The organism is Sphingoaurantiacus capsulatus, assembly GCF_042648405.1.
In the GTDB taxonomy this organism is placed as follows: Bacteria; Pseudomonadota; Alphaproteobacteria; order Sphingomonadales; family Sphingomonadaceae; genus Sphingoaurantiacus; species Sphingoaurantiacus capsulatus.
This window is the reverse complement of the sequence record NZ_JBHRXV010000003.1, coordinates 173,112-190,498: the sequence shown is the minus strand read 5'-3', so window position 1 is coordinate 190,498 and position 17,387 is coordinate 173,112. Positions and strand designations below refer to the sequence as shown.

Annotated in this window: 24 protein-coding genes and 1 pseudogene; 16 read left to right on the top strand and 9 right to left on the bottom strand. The window is 67.6% G+C overall.

Annotated features, from left to right (window positions below):
- Positions 1-68 precede the first annotated feature (68 nt).
- Positions 69-1,232 carry a DUF3667 domain-containing protein gene (locus ACFOMD_RS04260; RefSeq protein WP_380857332.1) on the bottom strand — a complete coding sequence of 388 codons (1,164 nt, stop codon included), beginning with the start codon at positions 1,230-1,232 and terminating at the stop codon, positions 69-71.
- Positions 1,233-1,352: 120 nt separating this feature from the next.
- Between ACFOMD_RS04260 and ACFOMD_RS04255 the strand changes: the two genes are divergently transcribed.
- The 4 genes from ACFOMD_RS04255 (at position 1,353) to ACFOMD_RS04240 (ending at position 3,205) form a co-directional block, all read left to right on the top strand.
- Positions 1,353-1,676: a DUF1476 domain-containing protein gene (locus ACFOMD_RS04255; protein WP_380857329.1), complete on the top strand. Its 324-nt coding sequence runs from the start codon at positions 1,353-1,355 to the stop codon at positions 1,674-1,676.
- A 2-nt stretch (positions 1,677-1,678) separates the two neighbouring features.
- A complete protein-coding gene (locus ACFOMD_RS04250; protein WP_380857326.1) occupies positions 1,679-1,915 on the top strand; it encodes a BolA family protein in 237 nt (78 codons plus the stop codon).
- A 6-nt stretch (positions 1,916-1,921) separates the two neighbouring features.
- Positions 1,922-2,248 carry a Grx4 family monothiol glutaredoxin gene (gene grxD / locus ACFOMD_RS04245; RefSeq protein WP_380857323.1) on the top strand — a complete coding sequence of 109 codons (327 nt, stop codon included), beginning with the start codon at positions 1,922-1,924 and terminating at the stop codon, positions 2,246-2,248.
- Between the two features lie 246 nt (positions 2,249-2,494).
- Entirely contained in the window at positions 2,495-3,205 is a 711-nt protein-coding gene (locus ACFOMD_RS04240) for a YciC family protein (RefSeq protein ID WP_380857320.1), read from the top strand.
- On the opposite strand, the gene ACFOMD_RS04235 is transcribed toward ACFOMD_RS04240, so the two are convergent.
- The 4 genes from ACFOMD_RS04235 to ACFOMD_RS04220 are packed head-to-tail and all read right to left on the bottom strand — an operon-like array spanning position 3,198 to position 5,791.
- Positions 3,198-3,629, bottom strand: coding sequence for an acyl-CoA thioesterase (locus ACFOMD_RS04235; protein ID WP_380857317.1), 432 nt, complete (start codon positions 3,627-3,629; stop codon positions 3,198-3,200). The genes ACFOMD_RS04240 and ACFOMD_RS04235 overlap by 8 nt on opposite strands.
- Positions 3,626-4,765 (bottom strand): iron-containing alcohol dehydrogenase, encoded by a 1,140-nt coding sequence (locus tag ACFOMD_RS04230; protein WP_380857314.1) that lies wholly within the window; start codon positions 4,763-4,765, stop codon positions 3,626-3,628. Before ACFOMD_RS04230 ends, ACFOMD_RS04235 begins: the two co-directional genes overlap by 4 nt.
- Before the next feature lie 49 nt (positions 4,766-4,814).
- Positions 4,815-5,360 carry a LysR substrate-binding domain-containing protein gene (locus ACFOMD_RS04225; RefSeq protein ID WP_380857882.1) on the bottom strand — a complete coding sequence of 182 codons (546 nt, stop codon included), beginning with the start codon at positions 5,358-5,360 and terminating at the stop codon, positions 4,815-4,817.
- Positions 5,258-5,791, bottom strand: coding sequence for a LysR family transcriptional regulator (locus ACFOMD_RS04220; protein ID WP_380857311.1), 534 nt, complete (start codon positions 5,789-5,791; stop codon positions 5,258-5,260). The genes ACFOMD_RS04225 and ACFOMD_RS04220 overlap by 103 nt, the downstream gene beginning before the upstream one ends.
- An 82-nt stretch (positions 5,792-5,873) precedes the next feature.
- Here ACFOMD_RS04220 and ACFOMD_RS04215 point away from each other — a divergent pair, with 82 nt between their 5' ends.
- The 4 genes from ACFOMD_RS04215 (at position 5,874) to ACFOMD_RS04200 (ending at position 8,985) form a co-directional block, all read left to right on the top strand.
- Complete coding sequence (locus ACFOMD_RS04215) at positions 5,874-6,167, top strand: hypothetical protein (protein ID WP_380857309.1); 294 nt, start codon at positions 5,874-5,876, stop codon at positions 6,165-6,167.
- Between the two features lie 136 nt (positions 6,168-6,303).
- Positions 6,304-6,798, top strand: a complete 495-nt coding sequence (locus ACFOMD_RS04210; protein ID WP_380857306.1) for a hypothetical protein — start codon at positions 6,304-6,306, stop codon at positions 6,796-6,798.
- 74 nt (positions 6,799-6,872) lie between these two features.
- Positions 6,873-8,432, top strand: coding sequence for a glutamine-hydrolyzing GMP synthase (gene guaA / locus ACFOMD_RS04205; protein WP_380857303.1), 1,560 nt, complete (start codon positions 6,873-6,875; stop codon positions 8,430-8,432).
- A 52-nt stretch (positions 8,433-8,484) separates the two neighbouring features.
- Positions 8,485-8,985 (top strand): DUF4345 domain-containing protein, encoded by a 501-nt coding sequence (locus ACFOMD_RS04200; protein ID WP_380857300.1) that lies wholly within the window; start codon positions 8,485-8,487, stop codon positions 8,983-8,985.
- Here ACFOMD_RS04200 and ACFOMD_RS04195 read toward each other — a convergent pair.
- Positions 8,891-9,376, bottom strand: a complete 486-nt coding sequence (locus ACFOMD_RS04195; protein ID WP_380857297.1) for a cupin domain-containing protein — start codon at positions 9,374-9,376, stop codon at positions 8,891-8,893. The genes ACFOMD_RS04200 and ACFOMD_RS04195 overlap by 95 nt on opposite strands.
- Positions 9,377-9,518: 142 nt before the next feature.
- Between ACFOMD_RS04195 and ACFOMD_RS04190 the strand changes: the two genes are divergently transcribed.
- The 4 genes from ACFOMD_RS04190 to ACFOMD_RS04175 are packed head-to-tail and all read left to right on the top strand — an operon-like array spanning position 9,519 to position 12,035.
- Positions 9,519-10,079: a DNA-3-methyladenine glycosylase I gene (locus tag ACFOMD_RS04190; RefSeq protein WP_380857879.1), complete on the top strand. Its 561-nt coding sequence runs from the start codon at positions 9,519-9,521 to the stop codon at positions 10,077-10,079.
- A 19-nt stretch (positions 10,080-10,098) separates the two neighbouring features.
- Complete coding sequence (locus ACFOMD_RS04185; RefSeq protein WP_380857876.1) at positions 10,099-10,437, top strand: ArsC family reductase; 339 nt, start codon at positions 10,099-10,101, stop codon at positions 10,435-10,437.
- A 57-nt stretch (positions 10,438-10,494) separates the two neighbouring features.
- Complete coding sequence (locus ACFOMD_RS04180) at positions 10,495-10,938, top strand: hypothetical protein (protein ID WP_380857294.1); 444 nt, start codon at positions 10,495-10,497, stop codon at positions 10,936-10,938.
- A 23-nt stretch (positions 10,939-10,961) separates the two neighbouring features.
- Positions 10,962-12,035 carry an amidohydrolase family protein gene (locus ACFOMD_RS04175; RefSeq protein ID WP_380857291.1) on the top strand — a complete coding sequence of 358 codons (1,074 nt, stop codon included), beginning with the start codon at positions 10,962-10,964 and terminating at the stop codon, positions 12,033-12,035.
- Here the strand turns inward: ACFOMD_RS04175 and ACFOMD_RS04170 are convergent.
- Complete coding sequence (locus ACFOMD_RS04170) at positions 12,032-12,391, bottom strand: hypothetical protein (RefSeq protein ID WP_380857288.1); 360 nt, start codon at positions 12,389-12,391, stop codon at positions 12,032-12,034. The genes ACFOMD_RS04175 and ACFOMD_RS04170 overlap by 4 nt on opposite strands.
- A gap of 104 nt (positions 12,392-12,495) precedes the next feature.
- On the opposite strand from ACFOMD_RS04170, the gene panB reads away from it, so the two are divergent.
- The 3 genes from panB (at position 12,496) to ACFOMD_RS04155 (ending at position 15,514) form a co-directional block, all read left to right on the top strand.
- Complete coding sequence (gene panB / locus ACFOMD_RS04165; protein ID WP_380857285.1) at positions 12,496-13,356, top strand: 3-methyl-2-oxobutanoate hydroxymethyltransferase; 861 nt, start codon at positions 12,496-12,498, stop codon at positions 13,354-13,356.
- A 107-nt stretch (positions 13,357-13,463) separates the two neighbouring features.
- Entirely contained in the window at positions 13,464-14,192 is a 729-nt protein-coding gene (locus ACFOMD_RS04160; protein WP_380857282.1) for a tetratricopeptide repeat protein, read from the top strand.
- The gene (locus tag ACFOMD_RS04155) at positions 14,189-15,514 is read left to right on the top strand and encodes an outer membrane protein assembly factor BamB family protein (protein ID WP_380857279.1); all 1,326 of its coding nucleotides are present in this window, start codon (positions 14,189-14,191) and stop codon (positions 15,512-15,514) included. The genes ACFOMD_RS04160 and ACFOMD_RS04155 overlap by 4 nt, the downstream gene beginning before the upstream one ends.
- 3 nt (positions 15,515-15,517) lie before the next feature.
- Here the strand turns inward: ACFOMD_RS04155 and ACFOMD_RS04150 are convergent, their stop codons facing one another.
- Positions 15,518-16,294 (bottom strand): transglutaminase-like domain-containing protein, encoded by a 777-nt coding sequence (locus tag ACFOMD_RS04150; protein ID WP_380857276.1) that lies wholly within the window; start codon positions 16,292-16,294, stop codon positions 15,518-15,520.
- A gap of 38 nt (positions 16,295-16,332) precedes the next feature.
- Positions 16,333-16,625, bottom strand: a pseudogene (locus ACFOMD_RS04145) (alkylphosphonate utilization protein).
- An 81-nt stretch (positions 16,626-16,706) separates the two neighbouring features.
- Here ACFOMD_RS04145 and ACFOMD_RS04140 point away from each other — a divergent pair.
- Entirely contained in the window at positions 16,707-17,378 is a 672-nt protein-coding gene (locus ACFOMD_RS04140) for a spermidine synthase (protein WP_380857273.1), read from the top strand.
- The last annotated feature ends 9 nt before the right edge of the window (positions 17,379-17,387 follow it).

The following is a 17,387-nucleotide window of genomic DNA, read 5'->3' as shown; positions in this document are numbered from 1 at the left end:
ACCGGGGCGCGGGAAAAAGGTGGCGACTACATAGCGTGTCGGCCCAGCGCTGACAATGGACGCCGGCGCTAGTCGACGATGCCCAGCACGATGATCAGCGCGAAGAAGATCGCCACAACGATCTGCGAGAAGATCAGCAGCCAGAAGGTGCGCCACAGCGCGCTCAGCCAGCCGAGCGCGTAGGCGCCCTTCAACTGCAGGTACATGTGAATGGGCGGAATGATGCCGAAGGCGGTCGCCGCAATCTGCATGCCGCTGCTGCCACCCCAGCGCCAGGTCAGCGCCAGCGCCACGAACAGCAGCGACATGAATGACAGCGAATAGAGCGCAAAGACCGTGTGGTCGTAGAGGGTGACGCTGCGGCGGAACGGGAAGAGCAGCCACAGGAAGGGCAGCGACAGCGGCACCAGCAGGAAGCTCAGCTTATACGCCTTCTGCTGCATCTTGTAGAGCGTGAGGTCGGGGTTGAGCAGGGCCTTCCGCCCGCGCTCGTTGAGCGTCTTGCTGCCGATGTTAACGTTCATCTGGCCGCTTTCGACCGAATAGCGGATATTGTCCTGCCAGGTGCCGTTCGACGGGCGAACGCCGGGGACGGCGGTGCGGTCGTCCTCCGGTTGCGCCTCTTCGACCTTCAGCTCGGCCTGCGCCGCCGACAGCGCGGCCTTGGCGCCTGCGACCTCGCCGCTCAGCTCGCCAATCGCGCCGGGCTTGCTTGTCCTGTCGCGTTGCGCCGAGGCGAGCATGCGCTCCGCCTGCACCAGCTCCTGCTCCTTCTCGGCGACATCCTTTTTCGCGGCGGCGATCTCCTCCGCCTTGGTCTGGACCCGGAAGGCGCTGTCGTCGAACTCCGGCTGCCCCATGAAGCCGAAGGTGAAGAACATCACGAAGACGGTGAACAGGAAGAGGGCGAAGGGCGCGATGTAACGGGCGCGCTTGCCGTGGACATAGTCGCGGGTCAGCTTGCCGGGCTTGAACAGCAGCAGCGGGATCGTGCGCCACGCCTTGGTGTCGAAATGCAGGACGCCGTGCAGGAATTCCTCGAACACATGGCCGAGCGTGCGGTGGACATGCGCCGGCTGCCCGCAATTGTCGCAGAAGCGGCCGTGGAGCGGCGTCTCGCAGTTGAGGCAGGCGCCGTGCGCCTCGCCCTTCGCGCCGCGCTCGCGGTCGATCGCGCCGGCGATCAACGCGCCCGTCGCCAGCCCGCCCAGCGCCTCGATATCATCGCTCATCCATCGACCCCCAGCAGCATGGCAAGACGTTGGCGCAACCGCCGCGGCGCTTCAAGGGGATTGGGCGGTTGTTGAAGCGCGTCCGGCACTCTATCTACGCTTCCGGAATCAGGAGGCCGCATGACCACGTTCGACAATCGGGAAAAGGCGTTCGAAGAGAAGTTCGCGCGCGACGCCGACTTCCAGTTCCGCGTCAACGCTCGCCGCAACAAGCTGCTCGGCCTGTGGGCGGCGGAGCAGCTGAAGCTGACCGCCGAAGAAGGCGATGCCTACGCCAAGTCAGTCGTCCAGGCCGATTTCGAGGAAGCCGGCGACGAGGACGTGTTCCGCAAGGTCTACGGCGACATCTCGGCGCGCAATGCCGACATCTCCGAGCATCAGGTCCGCCGCGCCATGGAAGAAACGATGGTCGAGGCGCGCCGCCAGATGATGGAATCGCTCTAGCCATGGCGATGGAAGCGTCGGAGATCGAGCGGATGATCCGCGCGGCGCTTCCGGATGCGAGCGTCGAGATCACCGATCTCGCCGGCGATGGCGACCATTATGCCGCCCGCGTCGTCTCGGCCGCCTTCAAGGGGTTGCCGCGCGTTCGCCAGCACCAGCTGGTCTATGACTCGCTCGGCGGCCGCATGGGCGGCGAATTGCACGCACTGGCGCTGACCACCAGCGCCCCGCAGGAGTAAGCAGGCATGTCGATCCAGGACCGGATCCGCGAAACCGTCGAAGGCAATGACGTGGTGCTGTTCATGAAGGGCACGCCGCTGTTCCCGCAGTGCGGCTTTTCCAGCCGCGCCGTCGCGATCCTCGACCATCTTAACATCGAGTTCGCCAGCGCCGATGTGCTGCAGGACCCCGAGCTTCGCGACGGGATCAAGCAATATTCGAACTGGCCGACGGTGCCGCAGCTCTACATCAAGGGCGAGTTCGTCGGCGGCTCGGACATCATGATGGAGATGTTCGAGGCGGGCGAACTGCAGGCGATGCTCGATGAGAAGGGCGTCGTCCGCGCGGCCTGACCGACGCGACGATCAGAAAGCGAGAAGGGCCCGGAGTGATCCGGGCCCTTCTGCGTGACGAACTTGGAAATGGGATGTCTTTGGTATCGCAACCCGCGTGCCAACAGGACAGTTCCGTTTGGAATCAACGGTTAGACGCAAATTCTTCTCGGCTGGCGGAGGGCGGTTGTAAAATTCGCCGACAGCCGCGCTTGTGGCTGCCGCGAGGCCCGCGCTAAGGTCGCGGCAACGAAGGGGATTGGGTGAATGAGCGGCTGGACGATCGGGTCGATCTGGGAGGAGACGCGCGCCATCGTCCGCGAGCAGGCGTGGGTGTTCGCCCCCGTCGCCGCCGCCTTCGTGCTGCTGCCCAGCCTGGCCGTGGCGCGCTTTTTCCCTGACAACCGCCAGTCGCTGATGGAGCTGCCTAGCGACGAAGCGCTGTGTGGCCAGATCGCCTCCGCGATGATCAGCGTCATCGCCGAAGCCTTCATCCTGATCGTGGCGCTGCGCCGCGACGGCGGCCGCTCGGTCAGCCAGTTGATTGCCGAGGGGATTCGGCTGACCCCGGCGCTGTTCGCGGTGAAGCTGATCATCGGTATCGCCACCGGCCTCGGGCTGATGCTGCTGATCCTGCCGGGCATGTACATCCTCGGCCGCCTCGGGCTGGCGCCGGCCGCAATGGTCGCCGAGCGGGTCGGCATCCTCGAGGCGCTGCGCCGCGCCTGGGAACTCGGGCGCCGCGACTTCTGGCGCATCTTCCTGTTCCTCGCGCTGATCCTGCTGGCGACGGTCGGCGCGATGATCATGCTCGTCATCGTCGCAAACGCTGTGGCGCTGGTGCTGCGCGTCGTCGGCATCGAGGGCATCGACACGTTCCTGCGGCTGCTCACCAGCACGATCGCCGTGACCGTGGTCACCGTCTACGGCTGGACCGGGATCGCGGTGATCTACCGCCGCATCGCCGGGGTCAGCTAAGCGCCCGCAACACCTCGCGCAGCTTCGCGGGCAGGGCGGTCGGCCGCCGTGTGATGCGGTCGACATAGACGTGGATGAAGAAGCCTTCAGCCGCCGCCTCGCTATCGCCTTCGCCGAACAGCCCGATCTCGTAGCGCACGCTCGAGGTGCCGAGCTTCGCCACGCAGATGCCGGCCTCCACGATTTGGGGAAAGGCGAGCGGCTTGGCGTAGCGGCAGCCGGTCTCGACGACGAGGCCGATGACCCCGCCGTCATGGATGTCGAGCGCGCCAGCCTCGATCAGATGCGCGTTCACCGCCGTGTCGAACCAGGAATAGTAAACGACATTGTTGACGTGCCCGTAGACGTCATTGTCCGCCCAGCGCGTCGGGATGGCGCGGAAGGCCGGATAGGCGTCGCGCGAGCGGAACGGCTCCCGGCTCAAAGCGCCGCCTCATAGAGCGCGCGGGCGTGATGCTGCTCGATCGGGCAGGGGTTGTTGATGATGAGGCGCTGCTGCTTCATCGCCTCCGCCGCCAGCAGGTCGAGATGCTCAGCGGCAACGCCGACCGCGCGCAGCCGGTCGGGCAGGCCGCAATCGGCCGACAGTGCCGAGAGTGCCTCGACGAAGCCCTGCGCCTGCCCCTGCCGCCCCAGCGACCCGAGCTTTGGATCGATGAGCGGCGCCAGCTCGGCATAGAGCGGCATCGCCGCGTTCATGTTGTGGCCCAGCACATGCGGCAGCATCAGCGCGTTCGACAGGCCGTGCGGCACATGGAAATGCCCGCCCAGCGGATAGGCGAGCGCGTGAACGCCCGCGACCGGCGCGTTGGAAAAGGCGACGCCCGCCAGATAGGCACCGAGCAGCATCGCGCCGCGCGCCTCGCCATTGCCGCCGTCGTTGACCGCGGTGCGGATATTGGCGGCGAGCAGCTTCAGCGCCTCGCGCGCCAGCGCATCGGAGATCGGGTTCTTGAGGCGCACCGAGGTATAGGCCTCGATCGCGTGGACCATCGCGTCGATGCCGGTGGCGGCGGTGACGGCGGGCGGCAGACCATAGGTCAACGTCGGGTCGAGCAGCGCCCATTCGGCATAGAGCGCCGCCGAATTGACGCCCTTCTTCTCGGTCGCGCCGACGGTGATCACCGAGATCGGCGTCGCCTCCGACCCCGTGCCGGCGGTCGTCGGTACCAGCACCAGCGGCAGGCCGCGGCCCTTCGCCTGCTCTACGCCGTAGATCGCCTCCAGTTCGTCGCCGCTGCCCAGCAGATAGGCGGCAACCTTCGCCACATCCATCGGCGAGCCGCCGCCGAAGCCGACAACCGCGCCAGCGCCACGTCCGGCCTCGACCGCCGCCAACACCGTCGTCGCCGACGGGTCTGCCTCGACCTGATCAAAGACGACCACCTCGCGCCCGGCTGCGGTGAGCGCCGCCAGCGCGCCGTCGCACAGGCCGAGCCCGCGCACGCCCGCGTCGGTGACGAACAGGATGCGCTCGGCGGCGATCAGGTCGGCAATGCCGTCCGCTGCGCCGGCGGCGGAGCGGACCCGCGGGCCATAGTTGAAGCTGAAGCTGGTCATGGCGTTCCTTTAGCGGCTGCGACCTAACCGGCGCAGCCCATCCAAGCCGTTAGGGGCGGTAGCGTTCGAGCACCTTCTCGGGCGGCTGGTTCTCGCGGATATAGTCGATGAAGGCGCGCAGCTTGGGCAGCATCTGTGCCCGGCCGGGGTAGTAGAGGTAGATGCCCGGCGAGCTGGCGGCATAGTCGTCGAGCACCGTCTCGATCTCGCCCTTCGCGATACCTTCCTCGACCAGCGGCTCGGCGACATGAACCAACGCGATGTCCTGCAGCATCGTGGCCATCGCGGCGGTGAGGTCGTTGACGATGACCGGGCCGTTGACCGCGACCTCGATCGGCCGGTTGCCGTCGACGAACGACCAGTTGGGGATGGTGCCGCGCATCTGGCGATAGCGGACGCAGGGCATCCGGCGCAGGTCTGACGGACGCTCCGGCCGGCCATGCTTCTCGAAATAGGCGGGCGTACCGGCGACGAGGAAGCGGAACGGCGCGGTCAGGCGCACCGCCACCATATCCGCCTGCAGATATTCGCCAAGGCGGATACCGGCGTCGAAACCGCCCTCGGCCAGGTCGACGAACCCGTCCTCGGCAAAGATCTCGACCTCGACATCGGGNCGTCCTCGGCAAAGATCTCGACCTCGACATCGGGGTAGGTCGCGAGAAAGCCGGCGAGAATCGGCTCGATCAGATAGGTGATCACCGTGCGCGGCGTGTTGATGCGCAGCAGACCCGCCGGCTTATCGCCAAGGCTGCGTGCCGCCTCGTAGGCCGCGTTCAGATCGCCGAATGCGGGCCGCGCGCGGTCGAGAAAATATTGCCCCGCCTGCGTAAGCCCCACGCTGCGCGTAGTGCGGGTCAGCAGCGCGGCGCCCACCCTTGTTTCCAGCGCCCGGATGGTCTGGCTGATTGCGGAAGGGGAAACGCCGAGGTCGTCGGCGGCGGCGCGGAAGCTCTTGCGCTCGGCGACGCGCAGGAACGCCTCAAGCCCATCGAGCTGGCCGCGCGGGATTGTGTAGCTCTGCTTCATGGCTCATCGACATTATATCGGATTATCCCGGCAATGAAGTGGGATTAGATATTGAGCGTCACTCAAGTCCAAGGAACTCGACATGAACCGCGCTCTGATCACTGCCCCGGCCGCTTTCCTCATCTCGGCCACCATGATCTTCGCCACCGCCGCGCCGGCCGCTGCTGCCGAACGCTGCGCCGCCGTCCCGACGCAGGTCCGCGCCGCCGCCGCGACCGCCGATGCCAGCGCCGCCAAGCAGGCGCTCCGCTTCGCCTCGGTCGGCGAGAAGCTCTGCGAAGCCGGCAACGACCGCGCCGCCAACAAGAAGTTCGAGGCCGCCTTCGCCGCCCTCGGCATCGACGGCGAGCAGCAGCTCGCGCTGCTCAAGAAGTAAAGCCTATCCCTTCCTCCCTGACTGCCCCCGCGCGACCGCGCCGTCTCCCTCCCCGACGGCGCGGTCGTTCGTTCATTCATTCATCGCCGATAAAAGTCGCGCGGCGCATCGTCCGCTCCAATACAGGAGACGGCCCATGCGCCAGATATTGCGAAAGACGCTGACCGTCGCCGCAGGCGGCGCGCTGCTGATCGGCGCGGCGAACCCGGCGCCGGCCGCCGCCTATGCCTTCGGCGACGATATCGAGGAAATCATCATCGGCGCCGCCGTGCTCGCCGGCGTCGTCGCGGTGGTCGGTCGCGTGCTGAAGGACGAGGTCGAGGATATCGACCGCGACCGGCGCACCCGCGGCAGCAGCACGCGCAGCGACCGCGACCTCGCGGTCGACGACTGCACCCGCAACGCTGAGCGGGAAGCGGAGCGCCATGGCCGCAACCCGCGCGTCCGCGACATCGAGGTCGATCGCGATGGCGACGAATATCGCGTGACGGGCGAAGTCGAGGTGGAGCGCACGTCGACCTGGGAGCGCGACCGCCGCGAATATGACCGCGCGAAGTTCACCTGCACCGCGCGTTTCGGCGTGGTGACCGCGTTCGATTTCACCAGCGGCTTCGATTACGCCCGCATCTAGCTCCGCGACCCTAGACTCGGACGCGCGCGACCCGTAGGAGCGCGCGCATCCCTCATCATCGCAGGAGCTGCCCGGTGTCCGTCGTCCCCCAGGAATCGATCCTGATCCTCGACTTCGGCAGCCAGGTGACTCAGCTCATCGCCCGCCGCGTCCGCGAAGCCGGCGTCTATTGCGAGGTCGTCCCGTTCAGCCAGGGCGAGGAAGCGCTGACCCGCCTCCGGCCCAACGGCATCATCCTCTCCGGCGGCCCCGCCTCGGTGCATGAGGATTTCAGCCCGCGCGCCCCACAGGCGGTGTTCGACAGCGGCCTGCCCGTTCTCGGCATCTGCTACGGCGAGCAGGCGATGTGCGCGCAGCTCGGCGGGCAGGTCACCGGCTCCGACCACCGCGAGTTCGGCCGCGCCTTCATCGAGGTGGTGTCGCCGTCGAAGCTGTTCGACGGCCTCTGGGCGCCGGGCGAAACACATCAGGTGTGGATGAGCCACGGCGACCGCGTCGACGCGATCCCCGACGGCTTCAAGGTCATCGCCAAGTCGGACGGCGCACCCTTCGCCGCCATCGCCGACGAGGCGCGTCGTTTCTACGGCATCCAGTTCCACGCCGAGGTGGCGCACACCCCCGACGGCGCCAAGCTGCTCGCCAATTTCGTCCGGCACATCGCCGGCTGCGAGGGCAAATGGTCGATGGCGGGCTTCCGCGCTGCCAAGATCGCCGAGATCAGGAAGCAGGTCGGCACCGGCCGGGTGATCTGCGGCCTGTCGGGCGGTGTCGATTCGGCGGTGGCCGCGGTGCTGATCCATGAGGCGATCGGCGAGCAGCTGACCTGCGTCTATGTCGATCACGGCCTGATGCGCTCGGGCGAGTCCGAGGAAGTCGTCGGGCTGTTCCGCAACAGCTACAACATCCCGCTCGTCCATGTGCAGGCGTCGGAGCTGTTCCTCGGCGGCCTCGCCGGGGTCACGGACCCGGAAGCCAAGCGCAAATTCATCGGCAAGACCTTCATCGACGTGTTCGAGGTGGAGGCGAAGAAGATCGGCGGCGCCGATTTCCTCGCGCAGGGCACGCTCTACCCGGACGTCATCGAGAGCGTGTCGTTCACCGGCGGGCCGTCGGTGACCATCAAGAGCCACCACAATGTCGGCGGCCTGCCCGAGCGCATGAACATGAAGCTCGTCGAACCCTTACGCGAACTGTTCAAGGACGAGGTCCGCGCGCTGGGCCGCGAGCTCGGCCTGCCCGAGGCCTTCGTCGGCCGCCACCCCTTCCCGGGGCCGGGCCTGGCCATCCGCATCCCCGGCGAGGTCACCGAGGAGCGCTGCGACATCCTCCGCAAGGCCGACAAGATCTACCTTGAGGAGATCCGCAAGGCGGGTCTCTATGACGCGATCTGGCAGGCGTTCGCGGTGTTGCTGCCGGTGCGCACCGTCGGCGTGATGGGGGATCACCGCACCTATGATTCGGTCTGCGGCCTGCGCGCCGTCACCAGCGTCGATGGCATGACCGCCGACGTCTACCCATTCGAAAGCAGCTTCCTGTCGGCGGTGGCGACGCGCATCGTCAACGAGGTCCGCGGCATCAACCGGGTGGTCTACGACTACACCTCGAAGCCGCCCGGCACGATCGAGTGGGAATGACATCTTTCTGACACCGACAACCGCCAGCCTTCCCGAAAAATGGGGGAGGGCCATGGTTTCGCTACCGCTACGCATCGTGCTGGGGCTGGTTGGCCTCAGCATCGCGGTTCTCGGTCTCGACAGCGCGCTCGGCGGTCTCGACACCCTGGGCATGCAGGTGCCGCGCGGCTTTGCCGATACCATCGACGCCGAAGCCTATCGCATCCGCGACAATCATGTCCGCTTTCTCGGCGGCGTCTGGGTCGGGCTTGGCCTGCTGTGGATCGCCGGCGCGGTTCAGCCGCTCCGGTTCCGCATCGCCATCCTCGCCAGCATCGGCATGATCCTCGTCGGCGCGCTGGCGCGGCTGTCCGCGCCCGATCTCGGCGAGGTGCTGCAGTCGCCGGTGGCCTCGTCGCTCGCCTTCGAACTGCTGGTCTTTCCGGCGATCGGCTATTTTTTTTCCGGCAGACCCGCGCTTAGCCGGGCTCGCGGTCGTAGTAATCGACGTCGGCTTCCGTCCGGAACATCTTGCGCACCAATCGCTCCGCGCGCTTTCCGGCGACGATACTGATCTTGCCTGAATCGGGGTATTCGCAGGATTCGACGGGCACGAGCGTCGAGATCGCGAGATAGCGCATCGTCACCTTGCCAGTGTTGACGATCTGGTGCGCCACCTCGGCGCCGCCTGTCGGGCAGGCGATGACGTCGTTGGGCCGCAGCGGATAGCGCTCCTCGCCGAAGCGCAGCTCGCCTTCGCCCTCCAGGATAAAGAACATCTCCTCCTCGCCATGGTGCGAATGAAAGGGACATTGCACCTTGCCGGGCGGCACGACGGTGAGGTTGTAGCCGAGGTCGCGCGCGCCGATCAGGTCGCTGATCGTCGCGCGGCTCGAGGTGTAGCGGCCATTTTCCTCGATATCGTCGAATTCGACCTCGTCGAGATTGATGACGGGTTTGGTCATGGGGCCTCCGGCGGTTGAGCACCCAGTGTCGGCCGCCGCGCACCTCGCGTAAACCGGCGGTTCGACGGATGACGTACTCCGTTCTGCACGGCTATGGTCCGCTGCTCCATTGACCCGCGAGGTAAGCGTGCCGGCCCCTAAGATCACCGACGATGGCGTGACGCGTTGCGGCTGGGCGCAGCCGGACCCGCTGATGCGCCGCTACCACGACACCGAATGGGGCGTGCCGCTGCGCGATTCGCGGGCGCTGTGGGAAGCGCTGATGCTGGAGGGTTTCCAGGCGGGCCTTGCCTGGATCGTCATCCTCAGGAAGCGCGAGGCGTTTCGCGACGCCTTCGCTGGCTTCGACCCCGAAAAGGTCGCACGCTTCGGCGCCGCCGATATCGAGCGGCTGATGGCCAACCCCGGCATCGTCCGCGCCCGCGCCAAGATCGAGGCGACGTTCAAGGGCGCGCAAATCTATCTCGACATGCAGGCCGCCGGCGACGATTTCGCCGACTTCGCCTGGGGCTTCGTCGGCGGGAAGCCGATCGTGCGCACCGACGGCGAGATCCTCGCCTCGACGCCACTTTCCGAGGCGATCTCGAAGGAGCTGAAGCGGCGCGGCTTCAAGTTCGTCGGCCCGACCATCGTCTATGCCTGGATGCAGGCGGTCGGCCTCGTCGACGATCATTCGCCCGACTGCTTCCGCCGCCAACACTAGGAGCCCGGCTTTGACGACGATGTACGGCATCAAGAATTGCGACACGATCAAGAAGGCGCGCGACTGGTGTGAAGCCGAGGGCGTTGCCTATGACTTCCACGACTACAAGGCCGCCGGCATCGACCGGGCGCGGCTGGAGAAATGGGTGGCCGCCGTCGGCTGGGAGAAGCTGCTCAACCGCGCCGGCACGACGTTCCGCAAGCTCCACGATGCGGACAAGGCGAACCTCGATGCGGGGAAGGCGATCGGGCTGATGATCGCGCAGCCGTCGATGATCAAGCGGCCTGTCGTCGAGCATCCGGGCGGGCTGCTGGTCGGCTTCGCGCCGGCCGAGTGGAAGGCCGCGCTCGCCGGCTGATTGCCAATCCCGCCGCCACAGCGCAGGATTACGCCTTCGCAACGACCGGAGGGGGTTATGGCGACGACGATCGAATCCAAGGGCGTACCCACGTGGTTCTGGGCAGTGGCGGTGCTGGCGCTGCTGTGGGAGGCGATGGGCTGCTGGATGTACGTCCAGCAGATGAGCATGAGCGCCGAAGCCTTTGCAGCATTGCCGCAGGCGCAGCAGGACGTGTGGAACCAGTCGCCGGGCTGGGTGCCTGCCGCCTACGCGGTCGCGGTCTGGTCGGGTCTTGCTGGCGCGGTGGGGCTGCTGCTGCGCAAGGCGTGGTGCCGCGCCTTCTTCGTGCTGTCGCTGCTCGGCATCGTCGTGCAGTTCGGCACGGTGTTCCTGATGACCGACATTCTGGCGTCGATGGGGCCCGCGCAGGCGGCAGGCTTCCCGATCTTCATTTTCATCGTCGGCGCCTTCCTCGTCTGGTTCAGCGGGCTGGCGGCCAAGCGAGGCTGGATTGCATGAGGCATGAGTTGCGAGCGGTCGCCGTGGCCGCTTTGGCACTGGTGGGGGGCGTCGCGCTTGCGGCGCCCCCGCTGGTATTGGAGAACGCTAATCTGATCGACGGCGTCGGCGACAAGCCGTTGCGCGGCGTTTCCATCCTCGTTCGCGACGGCAAGATCGTCGCGATCGGCAACAAGGTCGCCGCGCCGGCCGACGCGCGGCGGATCGATTTGAAGGGCCGCTGGGTGCTCCCCGGCTTCGTTGACGCGCACGTCCATCCCTCAAGCCTCGGCGACGCTCGCAACATGCTGAAGGCCGGCGTCACCACCGGCCGCTCGATGCTGACGATGCATTTCGTCGATGCTGGAATCCAGGCGCTGCACAAGGGCGGCGCCACCGACGTGCCCGAAATCCTGCCCGCCGGCTATCCGATCGTGCCCGATCCCGGCAGCTTCATCCCCGATATCGGCGGCATCATCCTCGACACGCCCGCGCTCGCCGACCTGTGGGGCAAGCCGCTCGACGACGAGGAGATCCGCCGGCTGATCCGCGCCAATATCGCGCGCGGCGCCACCGTCATCAAAGTCTTCGCCACCGACCGCGCCGGGGTGCTCAGCTCCGATCCACGCCGGCCGATGCTGACCGAGGCGCAGCTCCGCGTCGCCGTCGCCGAGGCTCGCGCGGGTGGCGCCAAGGTCGCGGCGCACGCGCATGGCGACGAGGGTGCGGCGGCGGCGGTGCGCGCAGGCGTCGACACGATCGATCACGGCGCGCTCGCCATCGAGACCGCCGATGGCACCGTGGTGCTGACCGGCTGCGGCCACGCCGGCGTCGTCAACATCGCCGACGAGGCGCAGCGGGTGACCAAGGCGCCCGTATACGCCGTGATCGGCGGCCTGCACCTCTATCAGGCGGACGACGCCACGCTTCAGTGGACCAGCGATCAGCTCCGCGCCGCTGGCATCCGTCATCTGCTCGCCGCGCACTGCACCGGCTTCGAGGCGACCTACCGGCTGCGCACCTTCGCGGGGATGGATCGCAAGACCGCGGTGGTTGCCGGTGTCGGCTCGACCTTCGAACTGGGCAAAGGCATCAGCACGCTGTCCTTGGCGCGTTAGCTGAGCACCCGATAGGCAAAGCCGAGCAACACGCCGGCCCCGATGCCGAGCCCGCCCACCGCGAGGGTGCGCAGGACGCGATAGCGCCAGTCAGGCGCGCGGCCGGCGCTGACTCGGCGCACGATATTGTCCTGCGCCTGAAAGGACGTGACGGCAGCGACCGCGAACAGCGCGGCGCTCAGCCAGAGGCCGCGCTTGTCGCTCACCTCCGCGAAGATCGACCCTGCGAAGGTGACGACACCGCCGAGCGCCGCCAGCGCCAGGGTCGAAACCTGCTTCATGAAATCATAGTCGAGCGTCGTCGCAAATCGCTTCGCGTCGGCGGAAATCTCGTCGTGGTCCTGCACCGGATCCATGGCACACCCCCTCAGCCGCCCGATGCGCGAAGCTTGCGCCAAGCGGCCGGGCATGACAATCCGGCGCCGGTCTTAGAGATAGGGCCGGCAGGAGCAGGAACGCCATGTCCACGACCTTCACGCTCGATACCGCCACCTCGCGCGCCCATCCGGTGCCGGAGCCGGTGCGCCGCCTGACGGTGCCTGCCATCGCCAAGCGCAAGGGCGGCGAGCCGATCGTGATGCTCACCGCCTACACCGCGCGGATGGCGCAGCTGCTCGATCCGCATTGCGACATGCTGCTGGTCGGCGACAGCCTGGGGCAGGTGATCTACGGCCTCGACACCACGGTGCGGGTCACGCTCGACATGATGTGCGCGCATGGCGCGGCGGTCGTTCGCGGCTCCTATCGCTCGGTGGTCGTCGTCGACATGCCGTTCGGCTCCTACGAGGCGAGCCCCGAGCAGGCCTTCGCCAGCGCGGCGCGGGTGATGAAGGAGACCGGCTGCGCCGCGGTGAAGCTCGAGGGCGGGGTCGCCATGGCCGAGACCATCGCCTTCCTCGCGGCGCGCGGTATCCCGGTCATCGCCCACGTCGGCCTGACCCCGCAGGCGGTGAACGCGCTCGGCGGCTATGGCGCGCGCGGCAAGAGCCAGGCCGAGCATGACAAGATCCTCGGCGACGCGAAGGCCGTCGCCGATGCCGGCGCCTTCGCGCTGGTCATCGAAGGGGTGATGGAGCCGCTGGCGCGCAAGATCACCGAGAGCGTGTCCTGCCCCACCATCGGCATCGGCGCTTCGCCGGCCTGCGACGGGCAGGTGCTGGTCGTCGACGACATGCTCGGTATGTTCGAGCGGGTGCCGCGCTTCGTGAAGCGCTTCGACGATCTGGCCGCGCGCATCGACACGACCGCCAAGGCCTATGCCGAGGCGGTTCGCGACCGCTCCTTCCCCGGGCCGGACAATCTCTACATCCCGAAGGATTGACGAGACCGCACGTTCAGCCCTGCGTCAGGGGCGCGGCAATAGAGGCTTTGCGCGGGGCGCGGCGCATCGCTAAGGTCCGCCGCGTTTCAGCCCTTGGGGGATAAGACTTGGCACTGCCGCCCGAAACCGATCCCGGTGAAGCTTTCGTCCGCGAGGTCGACGAGGAATATCGCCGCGACCAGATGCAGATGTTCTGGACGCGCTACGGCCGCTGGCTGCTGATTGGTGCCGGTGTGTTGCTGCTGTCGCTCGCCGGTTACCTCTACTGGCGCGAGGAGCATCGCAAGTCGGCGGGCGAACTCGGTGCCGAGTTTGTCGCGGCGGCCGACGCGCTCGAGGCGAGCAACCTCGAGAAGGCGCGTCCGGTTGTGGACAAGGCCGTCGCCTCGGGCCGTGATGGCTATGAGGCGCTCGGCCGGCTGACGCAGGCAGCGGTTGCGGCGCGCGAGGGCAAGACCGCCGAGGCGGCGAAGATGTATGAGGCGGTCGCCGCCGACGGCGGCATCGCCGAGCCGTTCCGCGAACTCGCCACCATCCGTCAGCTCATGCTGCAGTTCGACAGCCTTCCCAACGATCAGCTGATCACCAAGCTGGAGCCGCTGGCGAAGGCGGGAAGCCCCTGGTTCGGTACCGCCGGCGAGATGCTCGCCATCGCGCACATGCGCGCCGGCAAGCCTGAGCTGGCCGCCCCGATCTTCGCGGCGATCGCCAAGGACACGACCGTCCCGGCGAGCCTGCGCGCCCGCACCGGCCAGATGGCGTCGATGCTTGGCGCCAATCCCATTCCGACCGACGCTGCCGCCCCGGCCGCGGCGCCGACCAAGGACACCGAATGAAGCGTTCGATCGTAATCTTGCTGGCCGCATCGCTGGCCGTGACCGGCTGCGGCGTGTTCGGCAGCGGAAACAAGAAATCGAAGACCCCGGTGCTCGGCGAGCGCCTGCCGGTGCTGACCTACGAAGCGAAGGTCGAGGCTGATCCCGATCTCGCCGAAGTGACCGTGACGTTGCCCGAGGCGACCGCGAACGACGCCTGGTCGCAGCCGGGCGGCAATGCCGCCAAGTCGATGGGCCACCTCCAGCTCTCCGCCAGCCCGGCGCGCGCCTGGACCGCCTCGATCGGCGAAGGCAGCAGCAAGACCGCGCGCCTCAACGCGACGCCGGTCGTCGCCGGCGGCCGCGTCTACACCATCGACACCACCGCCACCGTCCGCGCTTTCAACGCGCAGACCGGCGCGGTCGTGTGGAGCAGCCGCATCACCAAGGAGCGCGAGAAGACCAACGTCGCGTTCGGCGGCGGCGTCTCGGTCGAAGGCGGCCGGGTCTATGCGACCTCGGGCTACGGCATCGCCGCGGCGTTCGACGCCGCCACCGGCGCGCAGGCCTGGCGTGTCGACCTTGGCAACCCGCTGCGCGGCGCGCCCTCGATCGAGGGTGATCGCGTGTATGTGCTGTCGCAGGACAATCAGCTGTTCACGCTGGCGACCGCCGACGGCAAGACGCTCTGGGATTCGACCGGCACTGTCGAGCAGACCGGCCTCCTCGGCGCTGGTGCGCCCGCGGTGGCGCAGGACACCGCCGTTGTCGGCTTCTCGTCGGGTGAATTGAACGCGCTCCGCGTCGAGAACGGCCGCGTTGCGTGGCAGGACGCGTTGGCGCGCACCGGCCGCACCACGGCGCTTGCCGCCCTCGCCGACATTGACGCCTCGCCGGTGATCGATCGCGGTCGCGTCTTCGCGATCGGCCACGGCGGCCGCATGGCGGCACTCGAACTGGCCACCGGCCAGCGCGTTTGGGAGCGCAACCTCGCCGGCACCTCGACGCCCTGGGTCGCGGGCGACTATATTTATGCCGTTACCGTCGAGGGCGAACTCGTGGCCGTCACCCGCGGCGAGGGCAAGGTGAAGTGGGTTCGCCAGCTGCAGAAGTGGCGCAACGAAGAGGACAAGAAGGGGCCGATCCAGTGGTCGGGCCCGGTCCTCGCCGGCGATCGGCTGTACTTGACCAGCACCAGCGGCCAGCTCGTCGCGGTCTCGCCGCTGACCGGCGAGATCCAGAACAGCATGAAGATCGACGGCGTCGTCTACCTGCCGCCGGTTGTGGCGAGTGGTATGCTCTTCGTGCTGACCGATGAAGGGCGGCTGCTGGCCTACCGCTAGCGCTCAGGCCCGCGTGACCTCGACGCTCTGCGCGTTGAGCGTGGCGGTGCCGAACGAGGTCAGGAAGGCAACGTCGGCTGCATCGCGGCCGACGCCGATCTTCGCCATCCCGCTCTCGTTGGCCATGCCGGTCGGATCGAGCAGATGCCATTCGCCGCCGAGGAACACCTCGGCGACGGCGTGGAAGTCCTGCGGCTCGACCCCCAGCGCATAGACGCTCGCCATCCGCGCCGGGATGCCCGACGCGCGCACCAGCGTGATCATCACATGCGCGAAGTCGCGGCAGATGCCCTGTCGCTGCACGAAGGTATCGAGCGCCGTCGTCTGCGCGGTGCTGACGCCCGGCACATAGGCGAAGCGCTGCTCGATCCAGTCGCGGATCGCGATGACGCGCTGCCCGCCCTCGACGCCGGCGAACTCCGCCTCGACGAAATTGTGGAACTCGTCGGCGGGGCAATAGCGCGACGACAGCAGGTACTGGACGGTCTCGCCGGGCAGCTGGTGCGGCGGCACCTTCTCCAGCGTCCCGCAGTCGGTCAGCACGCGGTTGATGGCGATGACGGCACGATAGTCGACGGTGAGCCGCCCCTCGGCACGCAGCCACAACCGATCGCCGATCAGGTCATGCGCGGGCACGCGGGCGAAATGCGCGCAGTCGGACAGCGCGATATGCGCCGATTCGATGATCTGCTCGGGAATCGCCGCGGCTTCCAGTTGCAGCAGCACGTCGGTCGGTTGCGCGAGCTGATAATCGAGCTGGGTGTGGATGCGGAGTTTCATGGCCGCGCAACGAGCGGCGGCGGACTTGGTGCCCGCACTCAGCGCTTCTTCACGAATTCGGCGCGCAGTACGAGGCCCTTGATGCCGTCAAACCGGCAGTCGATCTCCTGTTCGTCGCCGGTCAGGCGGATGGACTTGATGACGGTGCCGCGCCGGAGCGTCTGGCCGGCGCCCTTCACCTGCAGGTCTTTGACAAGGTGACGCTGTCGCCATCGGCGAGCAGATTGCCCACCGAATCGCGGACCTCGACCTCGCTACCGGCCGATTTCGCGTTCGACGCCGGCACCCATTCGCCGCTGGCCTCGTCATAGACATAGTCGTCGTCGCTCACATCGCGCCTTTCGCTGGATGCCGTCCCTTAAACGGCGCACCTCCGGCTGTCGCGGTCGGCGTTTGTCGCTAAAAGGCGGTGATGAAGATCCGCGAACTGCTCGACACCATCGAAATTCCCGACGGCAGCGAGCTGAAGCTCTACCGGCGCGACGGCGAATATTCGATCATGCTCGGCGGCACGGAGCTGATGAACAGCCGCAAGACCGGCTCGGAGATCGCGCTGGCCTCGCTGGCCTGCGAGCGGCTGAAGGAGGGGCCGCGCCCCTCGGTGCTGATCGGCGGGCTCGGCATGGGCTTCACCCTGCGCGCCGCGCTCGACCGGCTGCCACCCGAGGCGCGCGTCGACGTGGCGGAACTCGTCCCCGGCATCGTCGCCTGGGCACGCGGGCCGATGGCCGACATCTTCGGCGACAGCCTCGACGACCGCCGCGTCCACCTGATCGTCGACGATGTCGCACAGGTGATCCGCGATTCCGCCTCGACCTATGACGCGATCCTGCTCGACGTCGATAACGGCCCCGACGGGTTCACCCGCGATTCGAACGAGCGGCTCTATGACGCCCGCGGTCTCGGCTCGCTGCGCGGCGCGCTGCGGCCCGGCGGCGTGCTCACCGTCTGGTCGTCGGCAGGCGACCGTGTGTTCACCGCGCGGCTGAAGCGGGCCGGGTTCGAAGCGGAGGAAGTGGTGGTCCGCTCGGGCGGCGGGAAGGGCGGGGCGCGCCATATCGTCTGGGTGGCGAAGCGAAGCTGACGCCGCCGC